This is a genomic window from Bradyrhizobium sp. CCGB12 (assembly GCF_024199845.1).
Taxonomy (GTDB): Bacteria; Pseudomonadota; Alphaproteobacteria; order Rhizobiales; family Xanthobacteraceae; genus Bradyrhizobium.
Genome location: NZ_JANADO010000001.1, coordinates 1,283,370 through 1,310,273 on the forward strand (window position 1 = coordinate 1,283,370; position 26,904 = coordinate 1,310,273).

At 63.4% G+C, this 26,904-nt stretch carries 23 protein-coding genes; 7 read left to right on the forward strand and 16 right to left on the reverse strand.

Annotated features, from left to right (window positions below; all coding sequences use genetic code 11):
- Positions 1-41: 41 nt before the first annotated feature.
- Genes NLM27_RS05990 through NLM27_RS06005 form a run of 4 tightly spaced genes read right to left on the reverse strand, consistent with a single transcriptional unit; the run spans position 42 to position 2,963 of the window.
- Positions 42-935 carry a hypothetical protein gene (locus tag NLM27_RS05990; protein ID WP_254142472.1) on the reverse strand — a complete coding sequence of 298 codons (894 nt, stop codon included), beginning with the start codon at positions 933-935 and terminating at the stop codon, positions 42-44.
- Positions 936-956: 21 nt separating this feature from the next.
- Positions 957-1,772, reverse strand: coding sequence for a class I SAM-dependent methyltransferase (locus NLM27_RS05995; protein ID WP_254142473.1), 816 nt, complete (start codon positions 1,770-1,772; stop codon positions 957-959).
- Positions 1,773-1,814: 42 nt separating this feature from the next.
- Positions 1,815-2,042, reverse strand: a complete 228-nt coding sequence (locus NLM27_RS06000) for a hypothetical protein (protein ID WP_254142474.1) — start codon at positions 2,040-2,042, stop codon at positions 1,815-1,817.
- 36 nt (positions 2,043-2,078) lie between these two features.
- Positions 2,079-2,963 carry a class I SAM-dependent methyltransferase gene (locus NLM27_RS06005; RefSeq protein WP_254142475.1) on the reverse strand — a complete coding sequence of 295 codons (885 nt, stop codon included), beginning with the start codon at positions 2,961-2,963 and terminating at the stop codon, positions 2,079-2,081.
- Positions 2,964-3,362: 399 nt separating this feature from the next.
- On the opposite strand from NLM27_RS06005, the gene NLM27_RS06010 reads away from it, so the two are divergent.
- The gene (locus NLM27_RS06010) at positions 3,363-4,052 is read left to right on the forward strand and encodes a methyltransferase domain-containing protein (RefSeq protein ID WP_254142476.1); all 690 of its coding nucleotides are present in this window, start codon (positions 3,363-3,365) and stop codon (positions 4,050-4,052) included.
- A 14-nt stretch (positions 4,053-4,066) separates the two neighbouring features.
- Here the strand turns inward: NLM27_RS06010 and NLM27_RS06015 are convergent, their stop codons facing one another.
- Both NLM27_RS06015 and NLM27_RS06020 read right to left on the reverse strand, forming a co-directional pair.
- A complete protein-coding gene (locus NLM27_RS06015; protein WP_254142477.1) occupies positions 4,067-6,322 on the reverse strand; it encodes an N-acetylneuraminate synthase family protein in 2,256 nt (751 codons plus the stop codon).
- On the reverse strand, positions 6,319-7,023 hold the full coding sequence (locus tag NLM27_RS06020) for a cytidylyltransferase domain-containing protein (protein ID WP_254142478.1): 705 nt from the start codon (positions 7,021-7,023) through the stop codon (positions 6,319-6,321). Before NLM27_RS06020 ends, NLM27_RS06015 begins: the two co-directional genes overlap by 4 nt.
- A gap of 319 nt (positions 7,024-7,342) precedes the next feature.
- Between NLM27_RS06020 and NLM27_RS06025 the strand changes: the two genes are divergently transcribed.
- Positions 7,343-8,980 carry a carbamoyltransferase C-terminal domain-containing protein gene (locus tag NLM27_RS06025; protein WP_254142479.1) on the forward strand — a complete coding sequence of 546 codons (1,638 nt, stop codon included), beginning with the start codon at positions 7,343-7,345 and terminating at the stop codon, positions 8,978-8,980.
- Between the two features lie 2 nt (positions 8,981-8,982).
- Here the strand turns inward: NLM27_RS06025 and NLM27_RS06030 are convergent, their stop codons facing one another.
- Complete coding sequence (locus NLM27_RS06030) at positions 8,983-10,206, reverse strand: phenylacetate--CoA ligase family protein (RefSeq protein ID WP_254142480.1); 1,224 nt, start codon at positions 10,204-10,206, stop codon at positions 8,983-8,985.
- Positions 10,207-10,295: 89 nt separating this feature from the next.
- On the opposite strand from NLM27_RS06030, the gene NLM27_RS06035 reads away from it, so the two are divergent.
- Entirely contained in the window at positions 10,296-11,447 is a 1,152-nt protein-coding gene (locus NLM27_RS06035; protein WP_254142481.1) for an AGE family epimerase/isomerase, read from the forward strand.
- A gap of 12 nt (positions 11,448-11,459) precedes the next feature.
- Here NLM27_RS06035 and NLM27_RS06040 read toward each other — a convergent pair whose 3' ends face one another.
- The 6 genes from NLM27_RS06040 to NLM27_RS06065 all read right to left on the reverse strand — a co-directional run bounded on the left by NLM27_RS06040 (position 11,460) and on the right by NLM27_RS06065 (position 18,717).
- Entirely contained in the window at positions 11,460-12,299 is an 840-nt protein-coding gene (locus NLM27_RS06040) for an ABC transporter ATP-binding protein (protein ID WP_254142482.1), read from the reverse strand.
- 151 nt (positions 12,300-12,450) lie between these two features.
- A complete protein-coding gene (locus NLM27_RS06045) occupies positions 12,451-13,734 on the reverse strand; it encodes an ABC transporter substrate-binding protein (protein ID WP_254142483.1) in 1,284 nt (427 codons plus the stop codon).
- Between the two features lie 42 nt (positions 13,735-13,776).
- Entirely contained in the window at positions 13,777-14,850 is a 1,074-nt protein-coding gene (locus NLM27_RS06050; protein WP_254142484.1) for a branched-chain amino acid ABC transporter permease, read from the reverse strand.
- Between the two features lie 3 nt (positions 14,851-14,853).
- On the reverse strand, positions 14,854-15,747 hold the full coding sequence (locus NLM27_RS06055; RefSeq protein WP_254142485.1) for a branched-chain amino acid ABC transporter permease: 894 nt from the start codon (positions 15,745-15,747) through the stop codon (positions 14,854-14,856).
- 220 nt (positions 15,748-15,967) lie between these two features.
- Positions 15,968-17,899, reverse strand: a complete 1,932-nt coding sequence (locus tag NLM27_RS06060) for a long-chain fatty acid--CoA ligase (protein ID WP_254142486.1) — start codon at positions 17,897-17,899, stop codon at positions 15,968-15,970.
- Positions 17,896-18,717 (reverse strand): ABC transporter ATP-binding protein, encoded by an 822-nt coding sequence (locus NLM27_RS06065; protein ID WP_008555160.1) that lies wholly within the window; start codon positions 18,715-18,717, stop codon positions 17,896-17,898. The genes NLM27_RS06060 and NLM27_RS06065 overlap by 4 nt, the downstream gene beginning before the upstream one ends.
- 336 nt (positions 18,718-19,053) lie before the next feature.
- Between NLM27_RS06065 and NLM27_RS06070 the strand changes: the two genes are divergently transcribed.
- Entirely contained in the window at positions 19,054-19,728 is a 675-nt protein-coding gene (locus NLM27_RS06070; RefSeq protein WP_254142487.1) for a Crp/Fnr family transcriptional regulator, read from the forward strand.
- A 14-nt stretch (positions 19,729-19,742) separates the two neighbouring features.
- On the opposite strand, the gene NLM27_RS06075 is transcribed toward NLM27_RS06070, so the two are convergent.
- Positions 19,743-21,005: an MFS transporter gene (locus NLM27_RS06075; protein WP_254142488.1), complete on the reverse strand. Its 1,263-nt coding sequence runs from the start codon at positions 21,003-21,005 to the stop codon at positions 19,743-19,745.
- Positions 21,006-21,270: 265 nt separating this feature from the next.
- Between NLM27_RS06075 and NLM27_RS06080 the strand changes: the two genes are divergently transcribed.
- Both NLM27_RS06080 and NLM27_RS06085 read left to right on the forward strand, forming a co-directional pair.
- On the forward strand, positions 21,271-21,489 hold the full coding sequence (locus tag NLM27_RS06080; RefSeq protein WP_254149058.1) for a hypothetical protein: 219 nt from the start codon (positions 21,271-21,273) through the stop codon (positions 21,487-21,489).
- Positions 21,490-21,500: 11 nt separating this feature from the next.
- A complete protein-coding gene (locus NLM27_RS06085) occupies positions 21,501-24,509 on the forward strand; it encodes a CHAT domain-containing tetratricopeptide repeat protein (protein WP_254148764.1) in 3,009 nt (1,002 codons plus the stop codon).
- Positions 24,510-24,521: 12 nt separating this feature from the next.
- Here the strand turns inward: NLM27_RS06085 and NLM27_RS06090 are convergent, their stop codons facing one another.
- A complete protein-coding gene (locus NLM27_RS06090) occupies positions 24,522-25,358 on the reverse strand; it encodes a uroporphyrinogen-III synthase (protein WP_254142489.1) in 837 nt (278 codons plus the stop codon).
- Between the two features lie 155 nt (positions 25,359-25,513).
- Here NLM27_RS06090 and purU point away from each other — a divergent pair, with 155 nt between their 5' ends.
- Complete coding sequence (purU, locus tag NLM27_RS06095; RefSeq protein WP_254142490.1) at positions 25,514-26,377, forward strand: formyltetrahydrofolate deformylase; 864 nt, start codon at positions 25,514-25,516, stop codon at positions 26,375-26,377.
- Positions 26,378-26,449: 72 nt separating this feature from the next.
- On the opposite strand, the gene NLM27_RS06100 is transcribed toward purU, so the two are convergent.
- Complete coding sequence (locus NLM27_RS06100) at positions 26,450-26,734, reverse strand: hypothetical protein (protein WP_254142491.1); 285 nt, start codon at positions 26,732-26,734, stop codon at positions 26,450-26,452.
- Between the last annotated feature and the right edge of the window lie 170 nt (positions 26,735-26,904).

Below are 26,904 nucleotides of genomic sequence, written 5' to 3' on the forward strand. Positions count from 1 at the left end.
GCTCGGCGCCGCCCCCCGTTCCCGTGCGCGCTGTGTGAATCCTAGAACTGATATCCGACATGCTCAGGCCGATCCCGGAACGGATCAATGCAGATGCCCGCGTTCGTGCTTAGCAGATTGCGGTTCCGCGCAAAGTGCGGGCGCCAATGCATGTCCGATGGGATCAAGACGAAGGTCACGACGTCGCGGTGGTCGCGCTTGGGCGAGGTCGCCTTGTGAATGCATCCACCGTTCTCGAACAAGAGACGCGTGCCGACGGGGCCTTCAAGCACCCTGGTCGAGCCATTGTCGTCGAGCCGGTTGACGAACTGGCTGATCCGGCGGCGGTCGAAGAAGCCCTCCTTGCGTAGTCCGTCGCTGAAGGGCTTGTCCTTGACGCTGAGCGCGCCGGTCTCGGCGACGACGTCGTCGAGGTAGACCATCAGCTTGATTTCCTGCCTTGGGCAGTTGTCGAGATGCCACAGGAAGCTCGAATCCGGCTTATCCGGCGTGGGCATGGTCCGATAGAACGAGACCGCAAAGAGCTTGAAGTGGCTGCCGTAGTAGTTCTCGACAGCGGTCTCCAGATCGTCGTCGATGAAGTCGATGATCTCCGGAATGAGCTCGAGGCCGTCGACCATGCGGTTCATGCCGTAGTTGACTACGAAGCCGTTGTTCTGCTCGGCGAACTTGCGGTCGACCGTTTCCTTGATCGTTCGGAGCCGTTCGGGTGTCATCTTGGCGGGCGGCGGCAATGCCGCGAAGCCCTCCCGCTTGAAGCGCTCCGCCGTGGCAAGCTGTTCGGGCGTGGCCTTTGCGAACGGCTTCCAGTTCCGCCGCGCGTTGTTGGCGTAGGCCGCATATCGCAGGTTGACGCCGAACGAGTGATTATTGCCGAACATCGCGACGCGGGTCTGCATGCGCGCCCTCGAAGCGATCTTGCGAAGCGATGGCATGTCCCAATCTCCCCCAAACAGCTATTTAGCGACGCTGGCGCGCTTGTTGATGCGAAATACCACCGAGGACGTGAAGCGCCCCTCGCTCTCGAAGTCCTCTTTCCAGTAGACGTGGCCGGCCTTGTCGCCGAAGATTTCGAGCAGATCGTCGGGACCATTGGCAAGATTGTTCTTGCCGAAGAGGTTGCCCGCGCCCTTGGAGAGGTGCTCGTAGGCGAAGATGATCAGTGCGCCGTCCTTTGCGATGCGGATCGTCTCGGCCACTGCCTTCGGAATGTCATCGCTGTAGGTGATGACGAACGCGCTGTAGACGGCGTCGAACTGGTCGTCGCCGAACTTCAGATCGTGCATGTCCATCAGACGCACCGTCGGAGCGTAGGAGAACAGGTCGATCGCCGTCAGCTTCGAGGCGGCGAAGCCGTAGGAGGACAGCAGCATGAGCTCGGCCTCATTGCGCGGGCCGACGACCAGCGTGTCCAGCGCGCCGAGCTTGAGGCCGCGAATCGAGCGGAGCAGGGCGATGACGCGCTCGGTCCGTCCGCGGTTGATGATGTTGATGTTGCCGAGATTGTAGGGCAGCACCTTCTCGGCGACGAAGCTGCTCTCGACGCCTTCCCCCCTGACCAGTTGCTTCAGGCCGTGCCCGGTAAGCCGCCAGAAGAACCGCCTCGCATGGAACCGCAGTGCGAAAACCGGCGGCAGCAGCGTGACATAGCGCCAGGGCGACAGCAGGACGGGCGACCGGGGAATCAGAAACCGGCCGACAAAATTCCGCAATTTCCGGCCGCTGGATGCATCCGCCGCGGTCGTCCCGGCGCCATTTATCGTCATGCTCATCCTGTCGACCCAAGGCCCATTTTCCCGGTCTCTTACCGAGACTTAACCTCCGTGGCAAGGCGTAGAAGGATCGGTTTCTATCTGCGGTTGTTTGTCCGTGGTCGGGATCGCGGGGGCTTCGGTCGCGGCTGCGCCCGAGCCGCGGGAACCCGCGGCCGGAGCCGGATTTTTTTTCATCGGAAACAGCACCCAAGGCAGCAGCAGTATCCCGGAACGGGCAAGGCGAGCCTCGAGCACCAGAGCCGGCAGAAGCGCGCCGATCGCCCACATCGCGCGATCTCCCCGGCTCGGGACGGCCGAGCAGCTTCAATTCCCTTTCGATGGGGTGGCCGGGCGGCCGACGATGAGGGAGCCGAGCGTGAACAGGTCCTCTTCGGAGAAGCCTTTGAAGCATGGTGCCAATCGTTCCAGGATATGCCGCTCCGCTGGCCGGCGGTCGGGCTGGTCGCTGAGCAGCTCAAACCCGGCCTCTCGAAACAGCTCCAGATATTCGCTGTGGCGCAAACGATTGACGTATTGGAAGCGCGACTGGAACGGTGCCCAGTCCTCCTCGGAGTAAGTCAGGAAGTTGAACGAGCTGATCGACGGATCGAAGCCTTTGAAGTGATCACCGTAGTCGATCTGCATGAGGACCAATCCGTCAGGACGAATGATGCGCCGCAGCTCCTTCAAGATTGCCGCGATGTCGCTCTTGGGAATGTGCTCGAGCGTTTCGACGGAGACCGCGCAGTCGATCGAACCGGCCGGCAGGCCCGTCGTCCGGGCATCGGCTGGTGCGCGATATTCGATCCTCCACGACTGTTCGAGGTCTTCCAGGGAATTGATGTCGGGGCGGTTGGCACCGCTCGCCCGGGAAATGACAGCTGCGTTCGAACGGACCAAGTCCAGCTTGGCCAGTCGTTCGATGTCGACGGTGATGAACCGCTTGGCGCCGTGGGCGCTGAACGCCAGTGGAACGATCAGGTCGCGCCCCGCGCCGAACTCGAAGAACGTCGAGTCTTGGATTGGTCGACTGCCGTATTCGGCGTAGATGCCAACCAACCGCTGCGCGAAGCCGTAAATCGATCTGACCTGCTTTTCCGGGCGCGGCAACCGCCGTGTGACGTAGCGTTGCAGGGCATAGTGCAGGTCGTCTCCAAACGGGATGTTCGACAACACCGCGAACGCGCGCGCCTTCGCTTGCCAGCGCATCTCAGCTGTCCCCCGGCTGAGCGGGTGCGACGGCGTCGGTCGTTTCGCGCTGCGCCCTCTGGTCGCGGTGGATCGCGCCGGCATCGTGGCCTGTATAGCAGAGCATAGATCGTGGCAATGTTGGAATACCGATCAGGTTCATGTGGGCCGGCGCGAATGCTCTATTCCTAGGGGCATCCGTTTGTTGTCGTTTGAGCGCTTAAGGTGAAGGCTCGCGAGTGTAATTCCGGTATGGGCACGGCAGGCCGAAACTAGCTCGCGTTCGTGAGAGAGGATGATCGTGCCATGGGGTGAAAAATATTGCGTGTAGCGACCCTTCGTCCTCGCCGGTAGTGTGATTCGCTGACTATTCTACTCTTGCGAATTGCGGCAATATGGTTCAACAGTTGAAGTTACCAGGTGTTTGAACAAACGGGCGACATGATCAGTCGAATCAAGACATCTGATGGCAGCAAGGAGAACTTGCCCCAGTATCGACGCCATCAGGATCTGGTTGACTTCTTGTTGGAGGCCAAGCCATCTCTCGGCAGCAGGGTACTTGACGTTGGGTGCGGCACTGGGCTGTTGGCCAAGCTCATGAGGTCATCCGGCTTCAGTGAAATTCACGGTGTCGACTGGACGGATCCCGCCGCGGTGGTCCCGGGCGTATTGTCTTCCTACAGGCAGCTTGATCTGAACGACCAGGTTCTCGAACGCGAGATCGACTCCAAGTTCGATATCATCGTTTGCCTCGACACGCTGGAGCACCTCGAAAGGCCGGCGAAAGTCCTTCGCTCCATGCGCCAAATGTTGACTGACTCCGGTTCTATTTATGTCACCATACCCAATTGCGCCAATATGTTTCAGAGGTTTTCCTGGCTGATGACGGGTAACAGCTTCAGGTATCGCACCGAGAAGCCCGGCGAATTCGGCCATATTTCGCTGTTTCCATCGGCTGTCATGACTTCTCTGCTCAACCGCGCCGGACTGAGATGCGTCCGAAGGGGAAAAGGATACATCGCGCTCGCAGGGTTCATCACCAACAAAGGCCTCAAGTTCGGTGATCTCTGGAGCTATGCAAGTTATTACGAGTTCAAACCGGCCCCCTAGGACTGGTTGCAGCTTCAACGCTGCTCGAAATGCGCAAGGCGGTGCAGCGCTATCCGAAAACCCTCTCCGTCGTTTTCATGTCCCTGCCATATTTCAGGAATGAACGACGCGCGCGGCGCCTTGTTGTTGAGCACACGAAAGACGTTTCCGAAATCGATCTCACCTTCCCCGATCTGAAGCCCTTCTCCATCGACACCGCGTGCATCCGCCATATGCACGTGGGCGACGAATGGCCCGATCGTCTCCATGAACTCGTCGAAGGACCAGCCGTTCTCGGTGCATGCAAGCTGGGAGTGAGAGGTATCGAAGCAGATCTTCATGCCCAGCTCCTGACAGCTGCGCAAGATGTCGCTGCTGGACACGAAAAGGTTGTGGTAACGCTGCCCCCCGAAGTGCCAGGGATAGGGCGGCATGGTCTGCGGCCAGATCTCGACCTCCGGATCCGTGAGATCCCGCACGCTTGACCGGAGCTGAACCTCACGGGCGGCCCTCTCTTCCGCTGTCAAGAAACGCACCGATGAAAAGCCGCCCACATTGCAGATGATGCCCGTGGGGCCGTTCTTTCTGAAGCGTTGCGCCAGCGCTTTTGTCTTGGCGATGACGCGTTGCATTTCCTGGATTGAACGCCTGCGATAAGCCTCGTCGGGCGTCGTAAGATCGAGGACATGATCACCTTCGAAAAGTTCCGGTGCATGCACGATCAGCCCGCACTCATAGCGCTCGCCCAGAAAATCGGCGTCGACGATGCCAAGATCACGGTAGCTGAGGTGAAATTCGACAAAGTCGGGATTGATCGCCTCGATCAGTTTTTTGGCGTCGCGATGGCGCACGGGGATACCCCATGGACGACGGAACCCCGGTTTCGCGCTGTCTCCGCTGATCGGATTGAGCTCCGAAATGTCGGATGGATACAGCGGGGTCTGCGCAGGGATCGTGCGCCGCGCCTTCTGGCCGATCACCTCGTTGATGCGGTTGGGAGAAAGGCCCTGGCCGGGGCTGCGAATTTCCAGCGCCTCGCGCTGGATCGTCGCTCCGGCCTCGATCGTGTCGACCGCAAAGATCGATTTGCCGAGGCTGATGCGATTGGCTTTTTCCCCCTGGCTCAGAATTCGAGGTAGGGCGGTGCCCAGGGAGTCCTCGACCTGGCGCACACCTTCGGCCATGCGTTTGAACTCATGCGGTAGCAGGCTAACCTTGTGGTCGTTGCCTTCCTGTTCGCGGTCAAGCGTGAAATGTTTCTCGATCAGGCGGGCGCCCATCGCGACGGCTGCGACGGAAACGAAGACGTCGCGTTCATGTCCGGAATATCCTACGACGCTCTCGCAGAGTTCCTGCAGTCGCTGCATGTATCTCAAATTGATGTCGCGGAACGGCGCCGGATATGTCGAATTGCAATGGAGCATGACGTACTCGGCTCCGGATGTCTGGAACAGTTTCACCGTTTCGCGGATCTCGTCTTCCGTCGACATTCCGGTCGAGCAGATTGTGGGAATACGCTGGTCAACGATGTACTGCAGCAATTCGTGGTTGGTCAGGTCCGCGGATGCGGTCTTGATGGCCTTCAACCCGTAGGCTCGGCACTTGTCGGCGCTGTTGATGTCAAACGCCGTGCACAGGGGCTCCATCCCCAGCGATGACGTATAGTCAAAGCAGCGGTAGAGATCCTCGTCGCTGAGCTGAAACCGGTCCAGAAGATCCAGCACGTATTCGGTGCCGAGGTCCTCACTCTGGCTCTTGGTGCGCTTTCCGTACAGACCAGTCATGTCGCGCATCTGAAACTTGGCGGCATCGGCACCGGCCTCCGCGGATGCCTTGATCAATCCGAAGGCAGCTTCGAGGCTGCCATTATGATTGTTTCCGATCTCCGAGATCAGGAAAGTCCGATTTTCCTCCGCGATGATGCGGCTACCGATCTTGATGCCTTCGCCGGGGTGCCGTTGCCGGGCGACGCCGACGACATGCCGTTCGGCGTCGACCAGTGGAACGTAGAGCACCTCTCTGAGCAGCCGATTTGCGGTTTCCCGGTCACCCGAGACGGCGCTGCGGACGCGACGGTTGCAGAGGTCGCCCACTGCCGCCGCCACGCCGGCGGAAGCGCCGGCGCCGATCCAGCGAATGATATCGCCATTCGACAGGCTGCCGAGCAGCCGCCCGCCGCCATCGACACAGAAGACGATTTCACGACGGTTTGCCGCAACCTTGCTCGCCGCCTCCTGAATGGAGGCGTCTTCGTGGATCAGATAGCTTTGAAGATCTCTATCGATGATCATGTTGCGATGTTCCCGCGGAACGCTGCCTCGGCTGCTTCCCAATCGGACATTTCGTCGAGCTCGATACTCGAGCTTTCATCCATCTCGTGGATCGTAATCTTGCCGTGAAGGCGGGCGTTGCCGCTTCTGATTTGCTGGACAAGCGAGATATAGAAGGCGCCGTTCTCCATGAGAGTGCCGTTCCATTGCTGGCGCAGCGGGCGTTTTGCCGGATCGTAATTTATCGGCGTTCCATTGTCATTCCAGAAGAACCGCCGGGTCCTTACACAGGTCACCAGCGAGTCGGCCCCCGATTCGAGAAGATGGTTGATCGCCGCCGAGATGTCCGTGGTGGTTGTTTGCGGACTCGTCGCCTGCGCGGTGACGAGGTATTTTTCATCGATGCCGCAGGCGGCGATGAGGTCGACGAGCGCCGCTTCCGTGGTCGCACTGTCTGTGGCCAGATGAGCAGGGCGCGGATGGATCAGGATTCTGGCATCGATTGATCTGGCCACGGCCGCAATCTCATCGCTATCCGTGGAGACAAAGATCCGCGAAATCAAGTCACAACCGAGAAGGGCCCTCAGCGTCCATTCGCAGAGAGGCTTGCCGCAGAAGGGTCTGATGTTCTTGCCCGGAATGGACTTCGATCCGCCACGAAGCGGAACGACCGCTGCGATACCCTGCCTGACAAGGGACGTGTTCGTGAGATCAGCGATCATTTTGTCCCCGGCCGAAGCACCAAAAGACAGCCGGCTCGAGATGCTGAGCATGTCCGGGCGAGGCGCCGAAAGGCTTCGCAGGTCGCTTCGGTCTCGGTGATCAGCGTTCGTTCAAGCACGTTTGAGGTCCGGGAAAGGCCGATTCTGGGCCGTTATTGGGGCCACGCCACGTCGGTAATACGGGAGCCGCATGGGCGATGCAAGGTTCCTCGGAGCTGGGGCTGCGCCAAAATTGCCGCTGTCAAGCACGTTGACTTGACCGCCCCGATTTACATTGGCTGCCGTTTCTATAGAAGGCTCCGCAAGGGGTCTACACGACATGTATGTGATCGGAATCAGCTCAGGGATAAAGCACGGGCACCACGACGGTGCGGCGGTGTTGCTGCGCGACGGCGAATTGATCGCCGCCGCCGAAGAGGAGCGTTTCACGCTGGCGAAACATGCGCGCGGCGAGCTGCCGCGTGGTGCGATCGGATTCTGCCTGAAGCAGGCCGGCATCACCATGCGTGAAGTCGACTGGATCTGCTCGCCGCTGAAGACCTACACGAACTACGCGCAGCGCCTCACTGAATATTTCAAATATCAATTCGGCCACAGCCCGAAGATCGAGCTCTACGACCATCATCTCTGTCATGCCGCGAGCTCGTTCTACGGCTCCGGTTTTTCGGAAGCAACCGTGGCCTGCTTCGACTTTTCGGGCGATTCCAGCTCCGGTCTCGTCGCGCATGCGCGCGGCAACGATTTCCGCGTGCTGACGCGGTTCGCCCGCCACAACAGTCTCGGGCTCTATTACGGGATGCTGACCCAGTATCTCGGCTATCAGATGACCAATGACGAGTACAAGGTCATGGGCCTGTCCTCCTATGGCACCCCGGACTATCTCGACAAGTTCGCCAAGCTCCTGAGGCCGAATGGGATCAATTACGAACTCGATCCCGCGCTCGACAAGCGCAGGCGCGACGCGGACATTTATACCAGCGATTTCTCGACGCGGCAGGAGCGCATCTTCACCGAGAAGATGGAGGAGATCCTGGGCCCGCGGCGGCTACGTAGCCAGCCGCTCGACCAGCGCCTGACCAACATTGCCGCGAGCGGCCAGAAGCAGCTCGAGATCGTCACCACCGAGGTGATCCGTTCCGCGATCGCCGAGACAGGCTGCGGCGATGTCTGCATCGCGGGCGGCGTTGGGCTGAACTGCAAGATGAACATGGAGATCGCGGCCGAACCGTCGGTGAAGCGTCTCTATGTGCCGCCGGTCCCGCACGATGCGGGCGTGGCGCTCGGCGCTGCGATGATGAAATGCGCGGAGGCGGGCCACGCGATCGCGCCGCTGACCCACGCCTACTGGGGGCCGGAATATTCCAACGACACGATCCGGGAGACGCTGGACAAGATCGGCGCGCGGTTCGAGCTGCTCGACGATCCCGTGTCGCGCTGCGTCGCCGACCTGACGGATCAGAAGACCGTGGGCTGGTTCCAGGGACGGATGGAGTACGGTCCGCGCGCGCTCGGCAACCGCTCGATCCTGGCCGATCCGCGCCATGCTGGCATGAAGGACCGCATCAACCTCACGATCAAATATCGCGAAGAATTCCGTCCGTTCTGCCCGTCAGTGTTGTACGAGCGCCAGGCCGAGTACTTCGAGGACACGTTCGACGCGCCGTTCATGGTGGTGACGTTCCCGGTCAACGAGAAGGTCGCCGAGACCATGCCCGCGGTGGTCCACGTCGACAACACCGCGCGCATCCAGAGCGTCCATGCAGACAGCAATCCGCTCTACAGCCGTCTGATCGGCGAGTTCGCGAAAGCCAGCTCACTGCCGGTGCTGATCAACACCAGCCTCAACATCAACGAGCAGCCGACGGTGAATGCCCCGCTGGAGGCGTTGCATACGTATTTCTGCTCCGGTCTGGACGTGCTGTATCTCGGCAATTATCGGCTCTCGAAGTCGAGCTGAGACTACCGCTCGTCCGCGATCACTTTGCCGTCATTCGGCAGCACGCCGGGGCTGACCAGCTCGACATTGCCGCCGAGCTTCGTCACGGCGCGCAAGGTGCCGGCGATCTCTTCGCGTAGCGCATCGCTCGCGGCCGTCGTTTCCGCTCTCAGCGTCATTCCGTCGGTCTCGCCTTGGCGCGTGACGACGAGGCGTAGTCTTCCGAGTGATGAATGGCGCTTGCCGATCTCGGCGATCTGCTCGGGCCGGATGAACATGCCCTTGACCTTGGTGGTCTGGTCGGCGCGGCCCATCCAGCCCTTGATGCGCATGTTGGTCCGCCCGCACGGGCTCGTGCCGGGCAGCGCCGCGGTGAGGTCGCCGAGAGCGAGCCGGATCCAGGGATGATGCGGGTCGAGCGAGGTGACGACGATCTCGCCGACGTCACCCGGCGCCACGGGATCGCCGGTGCCGGGCTTGACGATCTCCATGATCAGGTCCTCGTTCACGACCATGCCATCGCGGGCTTCGGTCTCGAAGGCGATCAGGCCGAGATCGGCGGTGCCGAAGGCCTGGTAGGCGTCGATGCCGCGCGCCTTGATCTCGGCCTGAAGCGAGGGCGGGAACGCCGCGCCCGAGACCAGCGCGCGCTTGATCGAGGAGACATCGCGCCCCGAGCTCGCGGCAGCGTCGAGCAGGATCTTCAGGAAATCCGGTGTGCCGCTGTAGCCGACCGGCCGGTAAGCCTCGATCAGCTCGAATTGCTGTTCGGCATTGCCGGGGCCGGCCGGGATCACGGCGCAACCAAGCGCGCGTGCCGATGCATCGAAGATGAAGCCGCCCGGGGTGAGGTGATAGCTGAAGGTGTTGAGCACGATGTCGTCGGGGCGGAATCCGGCTGCGAACAGCGCCCGAGCGCCGCGCCAGGGATCGGCCTGGCGTCCCTCCGGCTCGAAAATGGGCCCAGGCGAGGTGAAGAGGCGGGCGAACGACCCGGGCGCGGCCGCCACAAAGCCGCCGAAGGGCGCGGAGGCCTTGTGCAGGGCCGGCAATTCCGATTTGCGCAGCACCGGCAGGCCCGCCAGCGCCTCTCTAGACCTCACTGAGGCCGGGTCGAGCCCCCGCAGCCGCTCGGCATAGGCTGGAGCGGCCATGGCGCCGCGCAGCACCTCCGGAAGGCGGGAAAACAGCTCTGCCTCGCGCGCGCCCTGGTCGCGCGTCTCGAGAGCGTCGTAATGGGCGGTCATGGCTGATCTTTCCGGGTTGGCATGGTCCGTTGCGCGCCGCCGCCGGCATCGGTATCAGACGGCCATTGGCGAGGCCTAGAGAGGACCCGATGGCGGACGAGGGAAGCATTGCGGCGGATGGGGCGACCGATGTCGTCGTGCGCCTGAAGCGTCGCATGATCGACGAGGCGCTGCCGCTGTGGTCGACCATCGGCTGGGATCACGGCGCGGGCGGTTTCATCGACCGGCTGCACCGTGACGGCGGGGCGGACGCCGCCGCGCCCCGGCGCGTGTTTGTGCAGGCGCGCCAGATCTGGTGCTATGCCAAGGCCGCACAGATGGGCTGGTACCCCGCGGGGCGCGCCATCGCGCTGAAGGGGCTGGAGCATCTGCTGGCCAAAGCCAAAGCGCCGGACGGTCGCCCCGGCTACGTGCACCGGCTGACGCCGGAGGGGTCCGTGCTGGACGGCCGCCGCGATGCCTATGACCACGCCTTTATCCTGTTTGCCCTCGCGAGCGTCTACGCGCTCGACCAGGATGCGCAGGTCCGCGCCGAGATCGACGCGCTGCTCGCCTTTGTCGACGGTCATCTGCGTTCGCCGCATGGTGGCGTCCACGAAGGCCTTCCGGTCTCGCTGCCGCGCCGGCAGAACCCGCATATGCATTTGTTCGAGGCGATGATCGCGTGCTTCGAGGCGACTCAGGATCTGTCGTTCCAGAACCGCGCTGGCGAATTCTTCGCGCTGTTTCTCGCCAATCTCTACGACAAGCGGAAGTGCGTGCTCAGCGAGTATTTTGAGGAGGACTGGTCGAAGATCGAGCCGGTCAGCGTCGAGCCCGGTCACCAGGCGGAATGGGTCTGGCTCCTGAAGGGATTTGAACGCATCACGGGATGCCCGACCGGGCAGCGGCGCGCCGAACTGCTGGCGACCTCGCTGCGCTATCGCGACGAGGCCACGGGCTGTCTGATCGACGAGGGCGATGACGCCGGCAACATCCGTCGCAGCACGCGTCGGCTGTGGCCGCAGACCGAGATCGCAAAGGCGTGGATCGCGCAGGCCGAGTCCGGCGAGGCCGGCGCGGCGGATCAAGCGCGCGCAGCGCTGGTGCGGCTGGAACGGCACTATCTCAGCCACCCCGTGAAGGGCTGCTGGTACGATCAGTTCGACCGCGACGGCAAATCGCTGGTCGACACCATTCCTGCGTCGTCGTTCTATCATGTTCTCTGCGCAGTCACGGAAGCGGAGCAGGTGCTGGGTTAGGCTCGCTGTGGATCACAGCCAACGCTTGCGCCGCTTGAAGCTCTTGAGGTTCTTGAAGCTCTTGCGCTGGTCGCCTGCGCCGCCGAGGTAGAATTCCTTGACGTCCTCATTGTCGCGTAGCTCGTCGGCGGTGCCGTCGAGCACGACCTTGCCTTGCTCCATGATATAGCCGTGGCTCGCCACCGACAGTGCGGCGCGCGCGTTCTGCTCGACCAGCAGGATGGTGACGCCGAGGTCGCGATTGATCTTCTGGATGATCGAGAACACCTCTTTCACCAGCAGCGGCGACAGACCCATGGACGGCTCGTCCATCAAGATCATCTTCGGACGCGCCATCAGCGCGCGGCCGATCGCAAGCATCTGCTGCTCGCCGCCCGAGAGATAGCCGGCAAGGCCGGTGCGCTCCTTCAGGCGCGGGAAGTAATTGAACACCATGTCCAGATCGGCATCGACCTCGCGATCCCGGCGGGTGAACGCGCCGAGCCTGAGGTTCTCCAGCGAGGTCATGTCGGCGACGATGCGCCGGCCTTCCATCACCTGGAAGATGCCGCGGCGCACGATCTTGTCGGGATCGATGCCGTTGATGCGGTCGCCCTCGAACAGGATCTCGCCGCGCGTAACCTCGCCGTCCTCGGTCTTGAGCAGCCCCGAGATCGCCTTCAGCGTCGTCGACTTGCCGGCGCCGTTGGCCCCCAACAGCGCCACGATCGCGCCCTTGGGCACGTCGAGGCTGAGGCCGCGCAGCACCAGGATGACGTCGTCATAGACCACCTCGATGTTGTGCACACTGAGGAGGGCGGCGGGGGGCACGATGCTGGGCGAGGGACGGGTTGCTTCGATGGTTTCGGTCATTGGGTATGTCGCCAATCCGTTACTTTCGTCATGCCCGGGCTTGTCCCGGGCATCCACGTTTATCGTGCCGCGTGGTCAGACGTGGATGGCCGGGACATCTGCGCGAAGACGCGCTTCGCGCTTTCGCCCGGCCATGACGTCTGAGATTGCCTCACCAGCCCAGCAGTTCCGGCTTGCGCGGCAGCTCGACCGTCTTGACCTTCTCGAGCTTGATGGTGCCCTTGGCCATGAGGTCGTTGAGGTCGCCGTCGGTCGCGCCCGAGACCTTGGTGCGATAGAGATCGACCTTCAGCGTGCCGCGGTGGTCCTTGTCGGTCCAGGTCGAGGGATTGCAGACGCCCTCCATCCCGGCCGGCACCCAGTCCTTCTTCTGATGGAAGCCTTTCGCGACGTTCTCGCCAGTGGCGCCGCCGTTCTTGGCGGCCCAGTCGAGCGCCTCCTTCATGTAGAGCGACGAGCAGACGGCCGCGATATAGTGCACCGGGCGATAGACCTTGCCGGTGGGGTCGGACATCTTCGAGATCTCCATCACCGTCTTCATGCCGGGTGCATCGCCGCCCCAGCTCACCGCGGTGCGAAGCGGGAAGATCACGCCGTTCGCCGCGTCGCCCGCCGTCTTGGCGGCGTTCTCGTCCATGCCCCAGACATTGCCGAGGAACTGGATCTCGACCCCGGCGGTCTTGCAGGCCTTCATCACCGAGATGTTGGAGGCCGCGGTGTTGCCGAGATAGGCGTAGTTGGCGCCGGATGATTTCAGGCTCAGGCATTGCGCGCTGTAGTCGCCAGGGGCGAGCGCGAACACCAGCGGCGGCAGCACCTCGAAGCCGAGCTCCTGCGCCATGGCTTCGCCGGCGGCCTTCGGCGCGTTCGGATAGGGATGGTTGGCGCCCATGTGCACGAATTTCGGCTTGCCGGACTTGCCCTTGGCCTTCCAGTCCTCGGCCGCCCACATCAGCATCGCGCGCAGCGAATCCGAATAGCTCGGGCCGTAGAAGAAATTGTAGGGCGCGGGCTTGGCCTTGCCACTGACGCCTTCGGGATCGGTGAGGGCGGCGGCGTAGGAGCCGGACATGTCCGGAATCTTGTCCTGGGCGAGGAAGCCGGTCAGGGCCTCGGTGTCCGCGGTGCCCCAGCCCATGATTGCGGCAACCTTGGAGTCCGGCGCCGACCACTTCTTGTAGAGCGCGATGGCGCGCGGCACCTGGTAGCCGTAATCGTTGGTGTCGACGTTGAGCTGCTTGCCGCCGACGCCGCCATTCTTGTTGACCCAGGCGAACGTGTCCGCGACCGCCTGCCCATAGGGCGTGCCGACGTCGGAGGTGCCGCCGGAATAGTCGGCGAGATGCCCGATCGCGATCTGCGCCTGCGCGCCCGCCGAGAATGCGGCGATCACGAGGGCGAGCGATGCGGTGCTCAAAAGGGACTTCATCGTCATGGGTCGGTTCCTCCTGTTATTGTTTAAGTGAAGTTTCCGCGCTCAATGCGAGAACGGGTAGAGTTTCCAATACGCCTTGATCTGCCGCCAGCGATGCGCGAGGCCGTCGGGCTCGAACATCAGGAACGCGATGATGATCACGCCGATCGCGATCTCGCGCAGGAACGTGATGTTGTTGTTGAGCGAGAGCGCCTTGTCGATCGCGCCGCCCTTGAGATAGTGGCTGACGAATTCCATCGCCTCGGGCAGCAGCACCACGAAGGCGGTGCCCATCAGCGTGCCCATGATCGAGCCGGTGCCGCCGATGATGATCATGGCCAGGAACAGGATCGAGCGTTCGATGCCGAAACCTTCCTGCGAGACGACGAGCTGGTAATGCGCATAGAGCGCCCCTGCGATGCCGGCGAAGAAGGCGGCGAGGCCGAACGACAGCGTGCGGTACTTGGTGAGGTTGATGCCCATGATCTCCGCGGAGAGATAATGGTCGCGGATCGCCACCAGCGCACGGCCGTCGCGCGTACGCATCAGATTGGTGACGAGGATATAGCTCGCCAGCACATAGGCCAGCACGACGTAGAAATACTGCCTGTCGCCGCGCAGCGTGTAGCCGAAGATCGAGAACGGATTTGCGCTCGCCGGTACTGATCCGCCCGAGAACCATTCGGCGCGGGAGAAGAAGTCGAGCAGGATGTACTGCGCGGCAAGCGTCGCGATGACGAGGTAGAGTCCCTTCAGCCGCGCCGCCGGAATGCCGAAGATCAGCCCGACCAGCGCGGTGACGACGCCCGCGAGCGGGATCGCGAAGAACACCGGGATCGGCGCGTTGTTGGAGATATAGGCCGACGTGAAAGCGCCGAGCAGGAAGAACGCGGCGTGCCCGATCGAGATCTGGCCGGTGAAGCCGACCAGGATGTTGAGGCCGAGCGCCGCGATCGAGAAGATGCCGATCTGGATTAGGATGCTGAGCCAGTAGCCGCTGAAGAATTGCGGCGCGAGGCACAGCAGCAGCACGCCCGCGATCGCAAAATTGCGGCTGGTCGTGGTCGGGAAGATCGTGGTGTCGGCCGCGTAGGTTGTGCGGAAATCACCAGCGGGGATGAGGGCAGGGCCGGCCATGGATCAGATCCGCTCGATGTCGTGGGTGCCGAACAGGCCGTAGGGCTTGATCATCAGCACGATGATGAGGACGTAGAACGGCGCAATCTCGTAGAGATTGCCCCAGTGCAGGTACTCGCTGTCGACATATTGCGCGACGTTTTCGAGTAGCCCAATGATGATGCCGCCGAGCACGGCGCCACCGACGGAATCGAGCCCGCCGAGGATCGCCGCCGGAAACACTTTGATGCCGTAGGCGGCAAGGCCCGAGGACACGCCGTTCACGACCGCGACAACGACACCTGCGACCGCGGAGACCGTTGCCGAGATCGCCCACGCCATCGCGAATACGCTCTTGACGGAAATGCCGAGCGACTGCGCGACCTGCTGATTGAACGCGGTGGCGCGCATCGCAAGACCATATTTGGAGGCGCGAAAGAACCAGGCCATGCCGATCATCATGGCGACCGAGACGACGAGGCTCATGACATAGACGGTCTGGATCTGAAGGCCGAGCAGACTGACCGACTGGCTCTCGAACACGCGCGGGAACGGTTGCGGGTTGACGCCGAACATCCACTTCAGCGTCGCCTGCAGCACGGTGGAGAGGCCGATCGTGACCATGATTACCGAGATGATGGGTTCGCCGATCATCGGCCGCAGGATCAGGACCTGCACCGCGATGCCGAACACGAACATGAACACCAGGGTGATCGGCATGCCGATCCAGAACGGCACCTGGTATTTTGCCAGCAGCGCCCAGCACACCCAGGCGCCGACGAGCAGCAACTCACCTTGCGCGAAGTTGACGACCTGCGTCGCCTTGTAGATCAGCACGAACGACATCGCGACCACGCCATAGAGCGTGCCGACCACGAGGCCGTTGACCAGGAGCTGGAAGAGGAAGGCGGTGTTCATGCAGTGGTGCTCGCTGACAAGTCCGGCGCGCTCTTTCCCTCTCCCCTTGTGGGAGAGGGTGGCTTCGCGAAGCGAAGACGGGTGAGGGGTTGTCTCCACAGTGACGGTGCCGAGAGAAGACCCCTCACCCGAGTGAGGGAGTGGTTGGCTAGGGAGATGCCCTCTCCCACAAGGGGAGAGGGCGCATCGACGAGCATCACGCGCTGGGTTGGAAGCAAATTCACTCCGCCGCCTCCGCCAAGTGCCCGTGCTCGCCCAGATCCACCACGCGCAGCGTGGTTCGGACGCGCTGGGTGGTGCCGTCCTGGAAGCGGATCACGGTGTCGACGGGGATGTCGGCATCGCCGCGGTAGATCGCGTCGATGATCCCGGCGTATTTCTCGTTGATGACGCCGCGGCGCACTTTGCGGGTGCGGGTGAGCTCGCCGTCGTCGGCGTCGAGCTCCTTGTACAGCAGGAGGAAGCGCGAGATGCGCTGCGCCGGCGGCAGCGTGGCGTTGACGGTCTCGACCTCTTTGTGGAGCAGCGCGTAGACCTCGGGCCGCGAGGCGAGATCGCTGTAGGTGGTGAAGGAGAGCCGGTTCTTCTCCGCCCATTTCGAGATGATGGAGTAGCGGATGCAGATCATCGCTGCGAGCGCGTCGCGGCCGGCGCCCAGCACCACGGCCTCGGCGATGTAGGGCGAGAATTTCAGCTTGTTCTCGATGAATTGCGGCGAGAAGCGCTCGCCGCGCGAGGTCTCGGCGAGATCCTTGATGCGGTCGATGACGACGAGTTGCTGGTTGTCGTTGAAATAGCCGGCGTCGCCCGACAGCATCCAGCCGTCCTTGATGTCGGCAACGCTGGCCTCGGGATTCTTGTAATAGCCGAGGAACATGTTGGGGTGCCGCACCACGATCTCGCCGACGCCGTGGACGTCGGCATTGTCGATCCGGATCTCGACGCTGTCGGCCAACGGCACGCCGGTCGTATCAGGGTCGACCTTGCCCTCGGGATGCAGCGTGTAGGCGCCCAGGAGCTCGGTCTGGCCGTAGAGCGTGCGCAGCGGCACGCCCATGGCCTGGAAGAACTTGAAGGTATCAGGGCCGAGCGCCGCGCCGCCGGTCGCGGCCGAGCGCAGGCGCGTAAAACCGAGCCGGTCGCGCAGGGCGCGGAACAGGATCGCGTCGGCAAGACCCGAGCGCTTGCCCTGCGCGAGTGCGGCCAGACCGGACTTCATGCCGACATCGAACATGCGCTGCTTCAAGGGCGTGGCGTCCATCACCTTGGCACGGACGTCGGCGGCGATCGATTCCCAGACGCGCGGCGCGAACAACACGAAGGTCGGCGCGATCTCGCGCAGATCGTTCATCATCGTGTCCGGCTCTTCGACGAAGTTGATCTTCATCCGGCACAAGAGGCCTTTGCCGAGCACATAGACCTGCTCCATGATCCAAGGCAGCGGCAGCACCGAGACATATTCGTCGTCGGGCCCCTTGGGGTCGAAGGCGAGATAGGTCGCGCAATGGCCGAGCACGCGACCGGCGGCGAGCATCGCAAGCTTGGGGTGAGAGGTCGTGCCTGACGTCGTGCAGAGGATCGCGACGTCCTCTCCCTTGGTGGCATCGACCAGCTTGTCGTAAAGCTCCGGCTCCCGCGCAGCCCGCGCGCGGCCGAGCTCGGCGAACTTCTCCGCCGACATCAGCCTGGGATCGTCATATTTCCGCATCCCGCGCGGATCGGAATAGATGATGTGCTTCAGCTTCGGCACGCGCTCGGCCAGCGCGAGCAGCTTGTCGACCTGCTCCTCGTCCTCGGCGAAGACGAGCTGTGCCTCGCCATAGGTGAGGAGATAGGAGGCTTCCTCGTCCAGCACGTCGCGGTAGAGGCCGAGGCTCAATCCACCGATCGCATGGGTCGCGACCTCGGCTGCGACCCAGTCCGGCCGGTTGTCGCCGATGATGCCGATGACGTCGTCGCGGCCAAGGCCGAGCTCGACGAGGCTGAGCGCGAAGTCGCGCACCCGCGTCTGGTAGTCGTTCCAGGTGAACAGGCGCCACAGCCCGAGATCCTTCTCGCGCAGCGCGATCTCGTTGCCATGCTCCCTGGCGTTGAGCCGGAGCATCTTGGGATAGGTGTCGGCCTGCGCGACGCGTCCTGCGTAATCCATCATGCCGCGCTCTCCTGCGCCGGCGAGGCGTCATCGGGATCGACCAGCACCTCGTCTTCCTCACCAAGGTAGGCGCGCTTGACATGGGGATCGGCGAGGACGGCGGCGGGATCGCCCTCGGCGATCTTCTTGCCGAAATCCAGCACCATGACACGATGGGAGATGTCCATCACCACGCCCATGTCGTGCTCGATCATCACCACCGTCATCCCGAATTCCTCGTTGAGGTCGACGATGTAGCGGGCCATATCCTCCTTCTCCTCGAAGTTCATGCCGGCCATCGGCTCGTCGAGGAGGATGAGGCGCGGCTCCAGCGCCATGGCGCGGGCGAGCTCCACGCGCTTGCGCAGGCCGTAGGAGAGGGTGCCGGCGGTGGCTTTTCGCACCGACTGGAGATCGAGGAAGTCGATGATCTCCTCGACCTTGCGGCGGTGCTCGAGCTCCTCCTTGCGCGCGCCGGTGAGCCAGTACAGCGAGCCCGTGAGGAAATTGTTCTTCAAGAGGTGATGGCGGCCGACCATGATGTTGTCGAGCACGCTCATGTGGTGGAACAACGCAAGGTTCTGGAAGGTGCGGCCGATGCCGAGCGAGGCGCGGGCATTCGGCGTCAAACCGGTAATGTCGCGGCCCTGGTAAAAGAGCTGGCCTTCGGTCGGCTTGTAGCGACCGGAAATACAGTTCACGATCGAGGTCTTGCCGGCACCGTTGGGGCCGATGATCGAGAACAGCTCGCCTTCCCTGATGGCGAAGCCGACATCGGTCAGCGCACGGACGCCACCGAATCGCAAGGACACGCCGCGCACTTCGAGACTGGTAGCCACCAAACAAATCCCTCCCGGTGATGGCGCATTCAGTGGCGCTCTTCATCCGTTGTTTTCGGGCGATCCTAGTACGGTCGTCCCGGTGAGGCCATGCCGCCAATGGTCTCGACCGGACCCGCGCCGCCTTCGTTCCCGTGAGGGATCAAAAGTCGCATCGCCCAAGGTGGCTCTCAATACGGGAAAGCGCTATTTTGAAATGTCTTCGGCCTGACAATTCGACGACAAAGTTTTTGGGCGGGCGTGGCGGCCATCTTTCGTCGGATGGACCGTGGGGTGATCGTGTTGCAGTGCAGCAGAAGGGCGGAGTGACGAAACGGTGCGGCTGGCCTCTCCATCATGATTTCAGAGGATCATCTGAAGCGCATCGCCGCCTGGTCGCGCGAGCTCACGGAAGCCGAGATCGAGGTCGCACGCGGTGGAATCACCGAGCGGTCTTACGGCACCGGCGAGACCGTATTCATGCGTGGTGATACCTTCGACTATTGGGCCGGCATGGTGAGCGGACTCGCCCGGATGGGCGGGGTGTCGCGCGATGGCAAGGAGACGAGTCTGGCCGGGCTGACGGCAGGGGCCTGGTTCGGCGAAGGCAGCGTACTCAAGAACGAGCCGCGGCGCTATGACGTGGTCGCGTTGCGCGATAGTCGGGTCGCGCTGATGGAACGCAGCGCCTTCATGTGGCTGTTCGAGAACAGCGTCGGCTTCAACCGCTTTCTGGTGCGCCAGCTCAACGAGCGGCTCGGCCAGTTCATCGGCATGCTCGAGGTCAACCGCACGCTGGATGCCACCGCGCGCCTCGCCCGCAGCATCGCCTCGCTGTTCAACCCGATCCTCTATCCCGAATCGACCGCGCATCTGGAGATCACCCAGGAGGAGATCGGCGCGCTCTCCGGCATGTCCCGCCAGAACGCCAACCGCGCGCTGAACCGGCTGGAGAAGGAGGGGCTGCTGCGGCTCGAATATGGCGGCGTCACCATCCTCGATATCGAGCGGTTGCGCGGTTACGGGGATTAGGGCGTCGACAATCGTCACCGCGCATTGGCGGGGGCGTGAACCGGCCAGAGGTCGGCGCGCCAGCGGAGCGCGATCGCCAGCATCGCGATGAAGCCCGCGGCGGCATAGAGCGAGCCCGTCGCGGAATAGCCGATGATGTCGATCAAGCTGCCGGCCGCAAGCAATCCGAGCGGCAGGCCATAGATCACCATCATGCGGACGCCCATCACGCGGCCGCGCAGATGTGCGCTCGCCGTTCGCATCAGGATCACCGCCGCCGAGATCATCGACATGCTCTGCGCAATGCCGGCGAGCACGAGGCAGGCCATCGCCACCGGCATGGTCCTGACCTCGACGAATACCAATAGCATGGCGTACCAGGCCAGCGTCGCGCCGATCAGAAGCCGGGCAATGCGCACCCCGTTGACGAGGCTGAGCGTGATGGAGCCGATCAATGAGCCGACGGCGAAGCTCGCCGAGAGATAACCGAGGCCGGTCTGGTCGGTCTGGAAGATCTCGCGCGCGATGTAAGGCAGCAATCCACCAGTGAAGGGAAATGCGGTGAGATTGGCCAGGAAGGCGACGCAGAGCGCCGCGCGCATTCCCGGGCCGTTCCAGGCGTAGACGATCCCCTCCTTGAGGTCGCCCAGTAATCGGGAAACGGCGTGGCTGTTCGCCGGAAGATCGCTCGTCGTGACGGTCCTTTTCGGCCGGGTCAGGCAGAACATGAGAAGCGCGGCCGCGAGGTAGAGGCAGGCGATCGCCACATAAACGAAGCCGATGCCGAGGAGGGCAAACAGCCCGGCGCCCGTCAATGCGCCGGCGATGCGGGCGCTGTCCTGGGTCGTGCGCGCAACGCTGATGGCGCCGACCAGTTGTTCGGCCGGCATGATCTCGGCAAGCAATGCGCCCCGGACGCCGAGATCGGAGGGACGAATCAGGCCCATGATCGCGACGATGATCATGACGCTCAGCGGCGACAAGTGACCGGTCAGCGCCAGAACCATGATGGTCGACGAGAGCACCGTATAGGCAAGACGCATCGCGACCAGCAGGTCGCGATGACCCATACGGTCGCCGATCATGCCGAATATCGGCGCAACCAGGGTCCCGACGAACTGAAGCGATGCGAGCACGGTAAGCAGCAGCACCGAGCCGGTCTCGACCAGGATGTACCAGCCGAGCACCAGCGTCTCGACCTCGAACGCCCAGGAGGTGAGCAGATCGGACGGCCACTGGAAGCGATAATTGCGGATGCGGAATGGCGCGAGCGCCGAAGACCGCGCGACCCCACTCACGTCGCGATGACGCGTGTCACGGCGATTCCTTTGCCTTGTTTCTTCTTCTGCACGAGAACGTAGCGCCGGCGATGCCCGTGTCAATCGAAGCTGCCGCATGCCGCCATGCGCGACGGTTTCAGCGCGCCGGCCGCGTCACGGGTTTGCGCAGACTCGGGCGTCGAGGTCCCCGGTTGCCTCTTCCCACCCGTGATGCGGTCACATAGTTTTCATCTTGCTGTGGCCCTAAGGGCCGGCGGGCTCGGGGGAGCGGAGCAATCACAGCATGTGGGTACGTTGGCAGACGTTTGCCGCGCGGCTTCTGGGTCTCCTGATTTTTGTGAGCGTCCTCGCGTCGCCCTGCCGGGCTGGTCCACAGGACATGCTGACGCTGATGCAGCGCATCACGGCGCTGGCCAAGGAAGGCCGCTACGGCGAGGCGGTCGGACTGGCACGAAAGCTCGTCGCCGAGTCCGAGAAGAGTTCGGGCCGCAGTCGCCGCTGACGGCAACCACGCTGTTGGTGCTGGGCCAGGCGCTCCAGGCGCAGGGCGAGACCAGCGAGGCCGAAACCGTGCTGAGGCGGGCGCTTGCGATTCGTGAAAAGAGCCTCGGGCCCAATCATCCCGATGTCGCCGCCGTGCTCACGACGCTCGGCCAGATCGAGCTCGGCCTGAGCCGGCTGAGCGAAGCCGAGCGGGACACGTCACGCGCCATCGCCATCGACGAGAGCGTGCTCGGCCCGGACCAACTCACGACGGCGCTGGCGCGCATGCAGCTCGGCAATCTCCGTCACCGCCAGATGAAGGAGACGGAGGCGCTCGACATGTTCAACCGCGCCCTCGTGGTCCTCAGGAAGTCTCCGGGACAGGCTGACATCATGATCCCGGTGACGCTGAACAACATCGCGGAGGTCAACCGCGCGCAAGGCCGGTTGCACGAGGCCGAAGCGAACTTCGTCGAAGCGCTCGCGCTTCAGGAGAAGCGGCACGGCCCGGACAGCATCTATTTGTCTGCGACGCTCAACAATCTCGGCGAGCTCCGGCGCGCGCAGGGGCGGCTTCAGGACGCCGAGCAACTGGCCCGCCGGGCCATGGCCATCAGGGAAAAGTCACTCGGGCCCGATCATCCCGACGTCGCTGCGAGCCTCAACAATCTCGCCTTGGTTTTTTCGCGCGAGGGGCGGGACGCCGAGGCCGAGGGGCTGCTCACACGGGCGCTCGCAATTCAGGAAAAGACCTTCGGAGCGGCGCATCCGAACGTGGCGACGGCTCTGAACAACCTCGCGGAGGCCTGGACCCATCTCAATCGCAAGCAGGAGGCCGAGCAGCTGTTCCGCAAATCGCTCGCCATTCGCGAGAAGGCCCTCGGCCCTGTTCATCTCGACGTTGCGATCGCTCTCGACAATCTGGTGACGCTGATGGGCGACGGCGATCGCTACGCCGAGGCTGAACCGTTCGCTCGCCGGTCGCTCGCCATACGCGAAGCCGCGCTCGGCAATTCTCATCCGCTGGTCGCGAGCAGCCTCAACAATTTGGCCGTCGTTCTGGACAGCACCGGCCGCGCGCAGGAGGCCGAGCCGCTGCTGAAGCGCGCGCTGAATATCCGCCTGCGTGCTCTCGGCGAGCAGCATCCGGACGTGGCCAACAGCTTCGCCAATCTCGGCGCCCATTTTCTCGATTTGAAGGATTCGCAGCAGGCACGCGACGCGTTCGCGCGCGCGGTGGCTATTCAGAACGGACGCCGTGCCGCGGAGTTCGGCGAGGAGAGCCGCAGCGACCTTAGGGCTCGTGAAGACACCAATCCATATCCAGGATTGATCGTTGCCGCCTACAATCTCGCGAATGCCGCCAGTGGCGAGCAGAGGAGCGCATTGCGGTCGCAGGCATTCGAGGCGGCGCAGTGGATCGGTGACGAGCAGGCCGCGCGCGCGATCGCCGGGATGTCGGCCCGAGTCGCGGATGGCCGCGGGGATCTCGCGGTCCGCGTCCGCGAGCGGCAGGATCTCGGTGCACAAGCGGTGGCTACCGACAAGATGCTGGTGGCGGCGATCTCGCAAGCCAACGGCGCGCGCAATGCGGCTGCGGCGCAGGCGCTTCGCGTCCGTGCCTCGGCCATCGCAGGCCAGATCAGGGAATTGGATCGCACGATCGCCGCCCAGTTTCCGGACTATGCGGCGCTGGTGACCAAGACGCCGATCACGATCGAGGACGTCCAGAAGCAGCTTCGTCCCAATGAGGCGATGTTGCTGTTCACGACGACGTCGCGTGCCACCTTTGTCTGGACGGTGACCCGCGCGGATGTGCGTTGGCATGCGGCCGACCTCGGCGAGAGCCAGCTCAACGAGGCCATCGGCGCCCTGCGCTGCGGTCTCGACGCGGAGGCATGGCTGGACAAGGCTTCCACATGCCCCCAGAGGCTCGGTCGCAAGACTCCGCTGGGCGCGGACGAGCCGTTGCCGTTCGATCAGGAGCGCGCCTTTGCACTTTACCAGGCTCTGCTCGGTCCGATCGCGCGCGACATCGATGGCAAGGAGCTGATCCTGGTGCCGTCAGGCCCCCTGGCGACGCTGCCTTTCCAGGTCCTGCTGACGGACAAGCCCGTGGCAGGTGGAGATCTCGCGAAGACGTCCTGGCTGGTCAAGCGATTTGCGACTACCGTCTTGCCCTCCGTCTCCAGCCTCAAGGCGCTACGCCAGGTCGCGCGCAGGAGCGCGGCGTCGAAACCGTTTCTCGGCGTCGGCAATCCGACGCTCGATGGCGATGGCCGCGGCGAGATCGCAATCGCACGCGCCAAGCTGGCGCGCCAGATCCAAACCTGCGCCGCTATCCCGACGCAGGCGACCCAGGTCGCGCAAAGAAGCTTGCGTGCCGTCGACGCGCTGTCGGGCGGCACGGCGGACATTGTGCAGCTCAGGCGCCAGATGCCGTTGCCGGAAACCGCGCTCGAATTGTGTGCGGTGGCCAATACCTTCGCGCCCGCCAAGGGCGATGTGGTCCTCGCCAACGATGCCTCCGAGACCAGGATGAAGACGCTCAGCCAGAGCGGCGATCTCGCGAAATATCGCATCCTGCATTTCGCGACACATGGGGCGCTTGCGGGGCAGGTGCGTGGCTCGATCGAGCCCGGGCTGATCCTCAGCCCGCCCGCGACTGCGACGCCCACCGATGACGGCTATCTCTCGTCGTCGGAGATATCCGGTCTCAGGCTCTACGCCGACTGGGTGATCCTGTCGGCATGCAACACGGCCGGCGGTCAGGCGGCGAATTCCGAAGCCTTCTCGGGCCTTGCGCGGGCCTTCTTCTATGCGGGCACGCGCGCGCTGCTAGTGTCGCACTGGGCGGTCAACTCCGACGCCGCGGTCGTCATCACCACCGGCACGATCGATGCCCTCAATGCACATCCGGATATCGGCCGCGCCGAGGCGCTGCGCCGCTCGATCTCGGCCCTGATTGCGAAGGGCGGTGCGAATGCGCAGCCCGGCATCTGGGCGCCGTTTGTGCTCGTGGGCAATGCCGCGATGTAGCGGCCCTGCGGATCAGCGCGCCGCTGGCTTCCGCTCTGCCAGCGCCGTGGCCATTGCCGAGATCAACGGACGCATGAAATAGGCGTCTTCCGCCGGCGAGACATCCGTGCGCAGGCCGTGCGCGGCGAGTTCGCCGGAGACCGCCGGACCGACCGAGGCGATCAGCGTCCGCTCGAGGCCGGCGCGAAGCCGCGCCTCGCTGCCATGCGCCTTGGCGGCCTCGATCAGGCGGCGGACCTGGCCGAGATTGGTCAGCGCGATGGAATCGATCCGCCCTTCGGCCATGTCGTCGATCGCAGTGACGATGTTGGCATCCGCTGCCTTGGAATCGTAGACATAGGGCAGCACGGCATCGACCTCGGCGCCTTGCGCGGCGAGCGCGCCGGTTAGCACGCTGTGGTCCTTGTCCGGATAGAGCTGGAGGCCGAGACGACGTGCCTTCAGGTCGAGCTTGCCCAGCATCTCGATCACGCCCTCGGTGGTCGGCTTCTCCGTGGTCTGCTGCGCCTCGAGGCCGATTTCGCGCAGTGCTTTGCCGGGCTTCGGACCGCGGGTGAATTTGCGCGCTCCGGCGAGCGCTGCGACGAGAGCCTGGTCGAGCCCGCGGGCGCGCGCGAGCTTCATGATCCGCCGCAGGCCTTCGCCGGTCATCAGCACGAGGTCGTCGAACGGCTTGTCGATGGCGCGGCGGATCCAGGCCTCGACCGGGGCGGGGTCCGGCGCATCCTGGATGGTGAACATCGGGCACTGCACGACCTCGGCGCCTTGCTCGGCCAGAAGCTTGGAAAACTGCGCCTCCTCGCGTGTTTCCAGGATCAGGATGCGGGTGCCGTTCAAGCGGTCGGCCATGGGTGCGCTCCGTTCAAATTCGCAATGGTACGTTCATCCTGACTCCGCGTGCGGGATTGGCGCAAGAGCGGGGTCGGTGATAGAGCAGGGCGCAAATCGCTGGACTCCGCAGCCTCTGCCCAAACCTTCATCAAGAGCCAAGCCTGTTCATCAACATGCCAGATCATCAATATGTCCTGACCCTGTCCTGTCCGGATCGCCCCGGCATCGTTTCGGCGGTGTCGACTTTCCTCGCCCACAACGGACAGAACATTCTCGACGCCCAGCAGTTCGACGACGTCGAGACCAAGAAGTTCTTCATGCGGGTGGTGTTCACCGCGGCCGATCTCGCCGTGGAACTGTCGGCGCTCCAGACCGGCTTTGCCGCGATCGCCGAGCGTTTCGGCATGGAGTGGCAGATGCGCGACCGCGCTGCGCATCGCAAGGTCATGCTGCTCGTGTCGAAGTCCGACCACTGCCTGGTCGACATCCTCTATCGCTGGCGTACCGGCGAATTGCCGATGATCCCGACCGCAATCGTCTCCAACCATCCGCGCGAGGTCTATGCCGGGCTCGATTTCGGCGGCATTCCGTTCCATCATCTGCCTGTGACCAAGGAGACCAAGCGCGAGCAGGAGGGCCAGATCATGGATCTCGTCGGAAGTACGAAGACCGATCTCGTGGTGCTCGCCCGCTACATGCAGATCCTGTCCGACGATCTCTCGGCAAAGCTGTCGGGGCGCTGCATCAACATTCACCACTCGTTCCTGCCGGGCTTCAAGGGCGCAAAGCCCTATCACCAAGCCCATGAGCGCGGCGTCAAGCTGATCGGCGCCACTGCGCATTACGTCACGCGCGATCTCGACGAGGGCCCGATCATCGACCAGGATGTCGAACGCATCAGCCATCGTGATACGCCGGAGGATCTGGTCCGCAAGGGCCGCGACATCGAGCGCCGCGTGCTTGCCCGCGCGATCCGCTACCATCTCGACGACCGCGTGATCCTCAACGGCCGCAAGACCGTGGTGTTCGTGGATTAGCGAATGGGGAGTGGCGAATAGCGAATGGAAAGGGAGGCGATATTCGCCACTCCCTATTCGCCATTCGCCCCCTCAACGCACCGCGCCGGCCGACGTGGACCCCGTCGCCCCCTTCTGCGCCTGCTCTTCCTTTTCGCGATCCGCCGCCGGCAGCAGCCGCTTGCGTTCGCGCTCCTTCATGTAGGCGTCGTATTGCGGCGTGCCCGGCCGCGGCGGGGCATCGGCAGGCAGGCCGCCAGCCCATTGCGGGACGTAATCGCCCACGCCAGCCGAGAGCCTTTCGTTGACGGTGCCGCAACCGGCCAGTCCAGCAGCGAGCGCAACGAGGGCGAGAGCGGAGCGGAATGGCTTGGGCATTATGCGGCGCGCGGGTTCGGTCGTTGGGACGCCAGATCGGCCTGGCGCGAGGAGAGTAGCCTTCAACAAGGTAAAATAGACTTATTCGAGGTAGGTAATTTCTTACCGGGTCTTGGCCGGCAATTGCTCGCCGATGTCCGAATTCTGCAAAAGAAAGACGAAATCCTCCA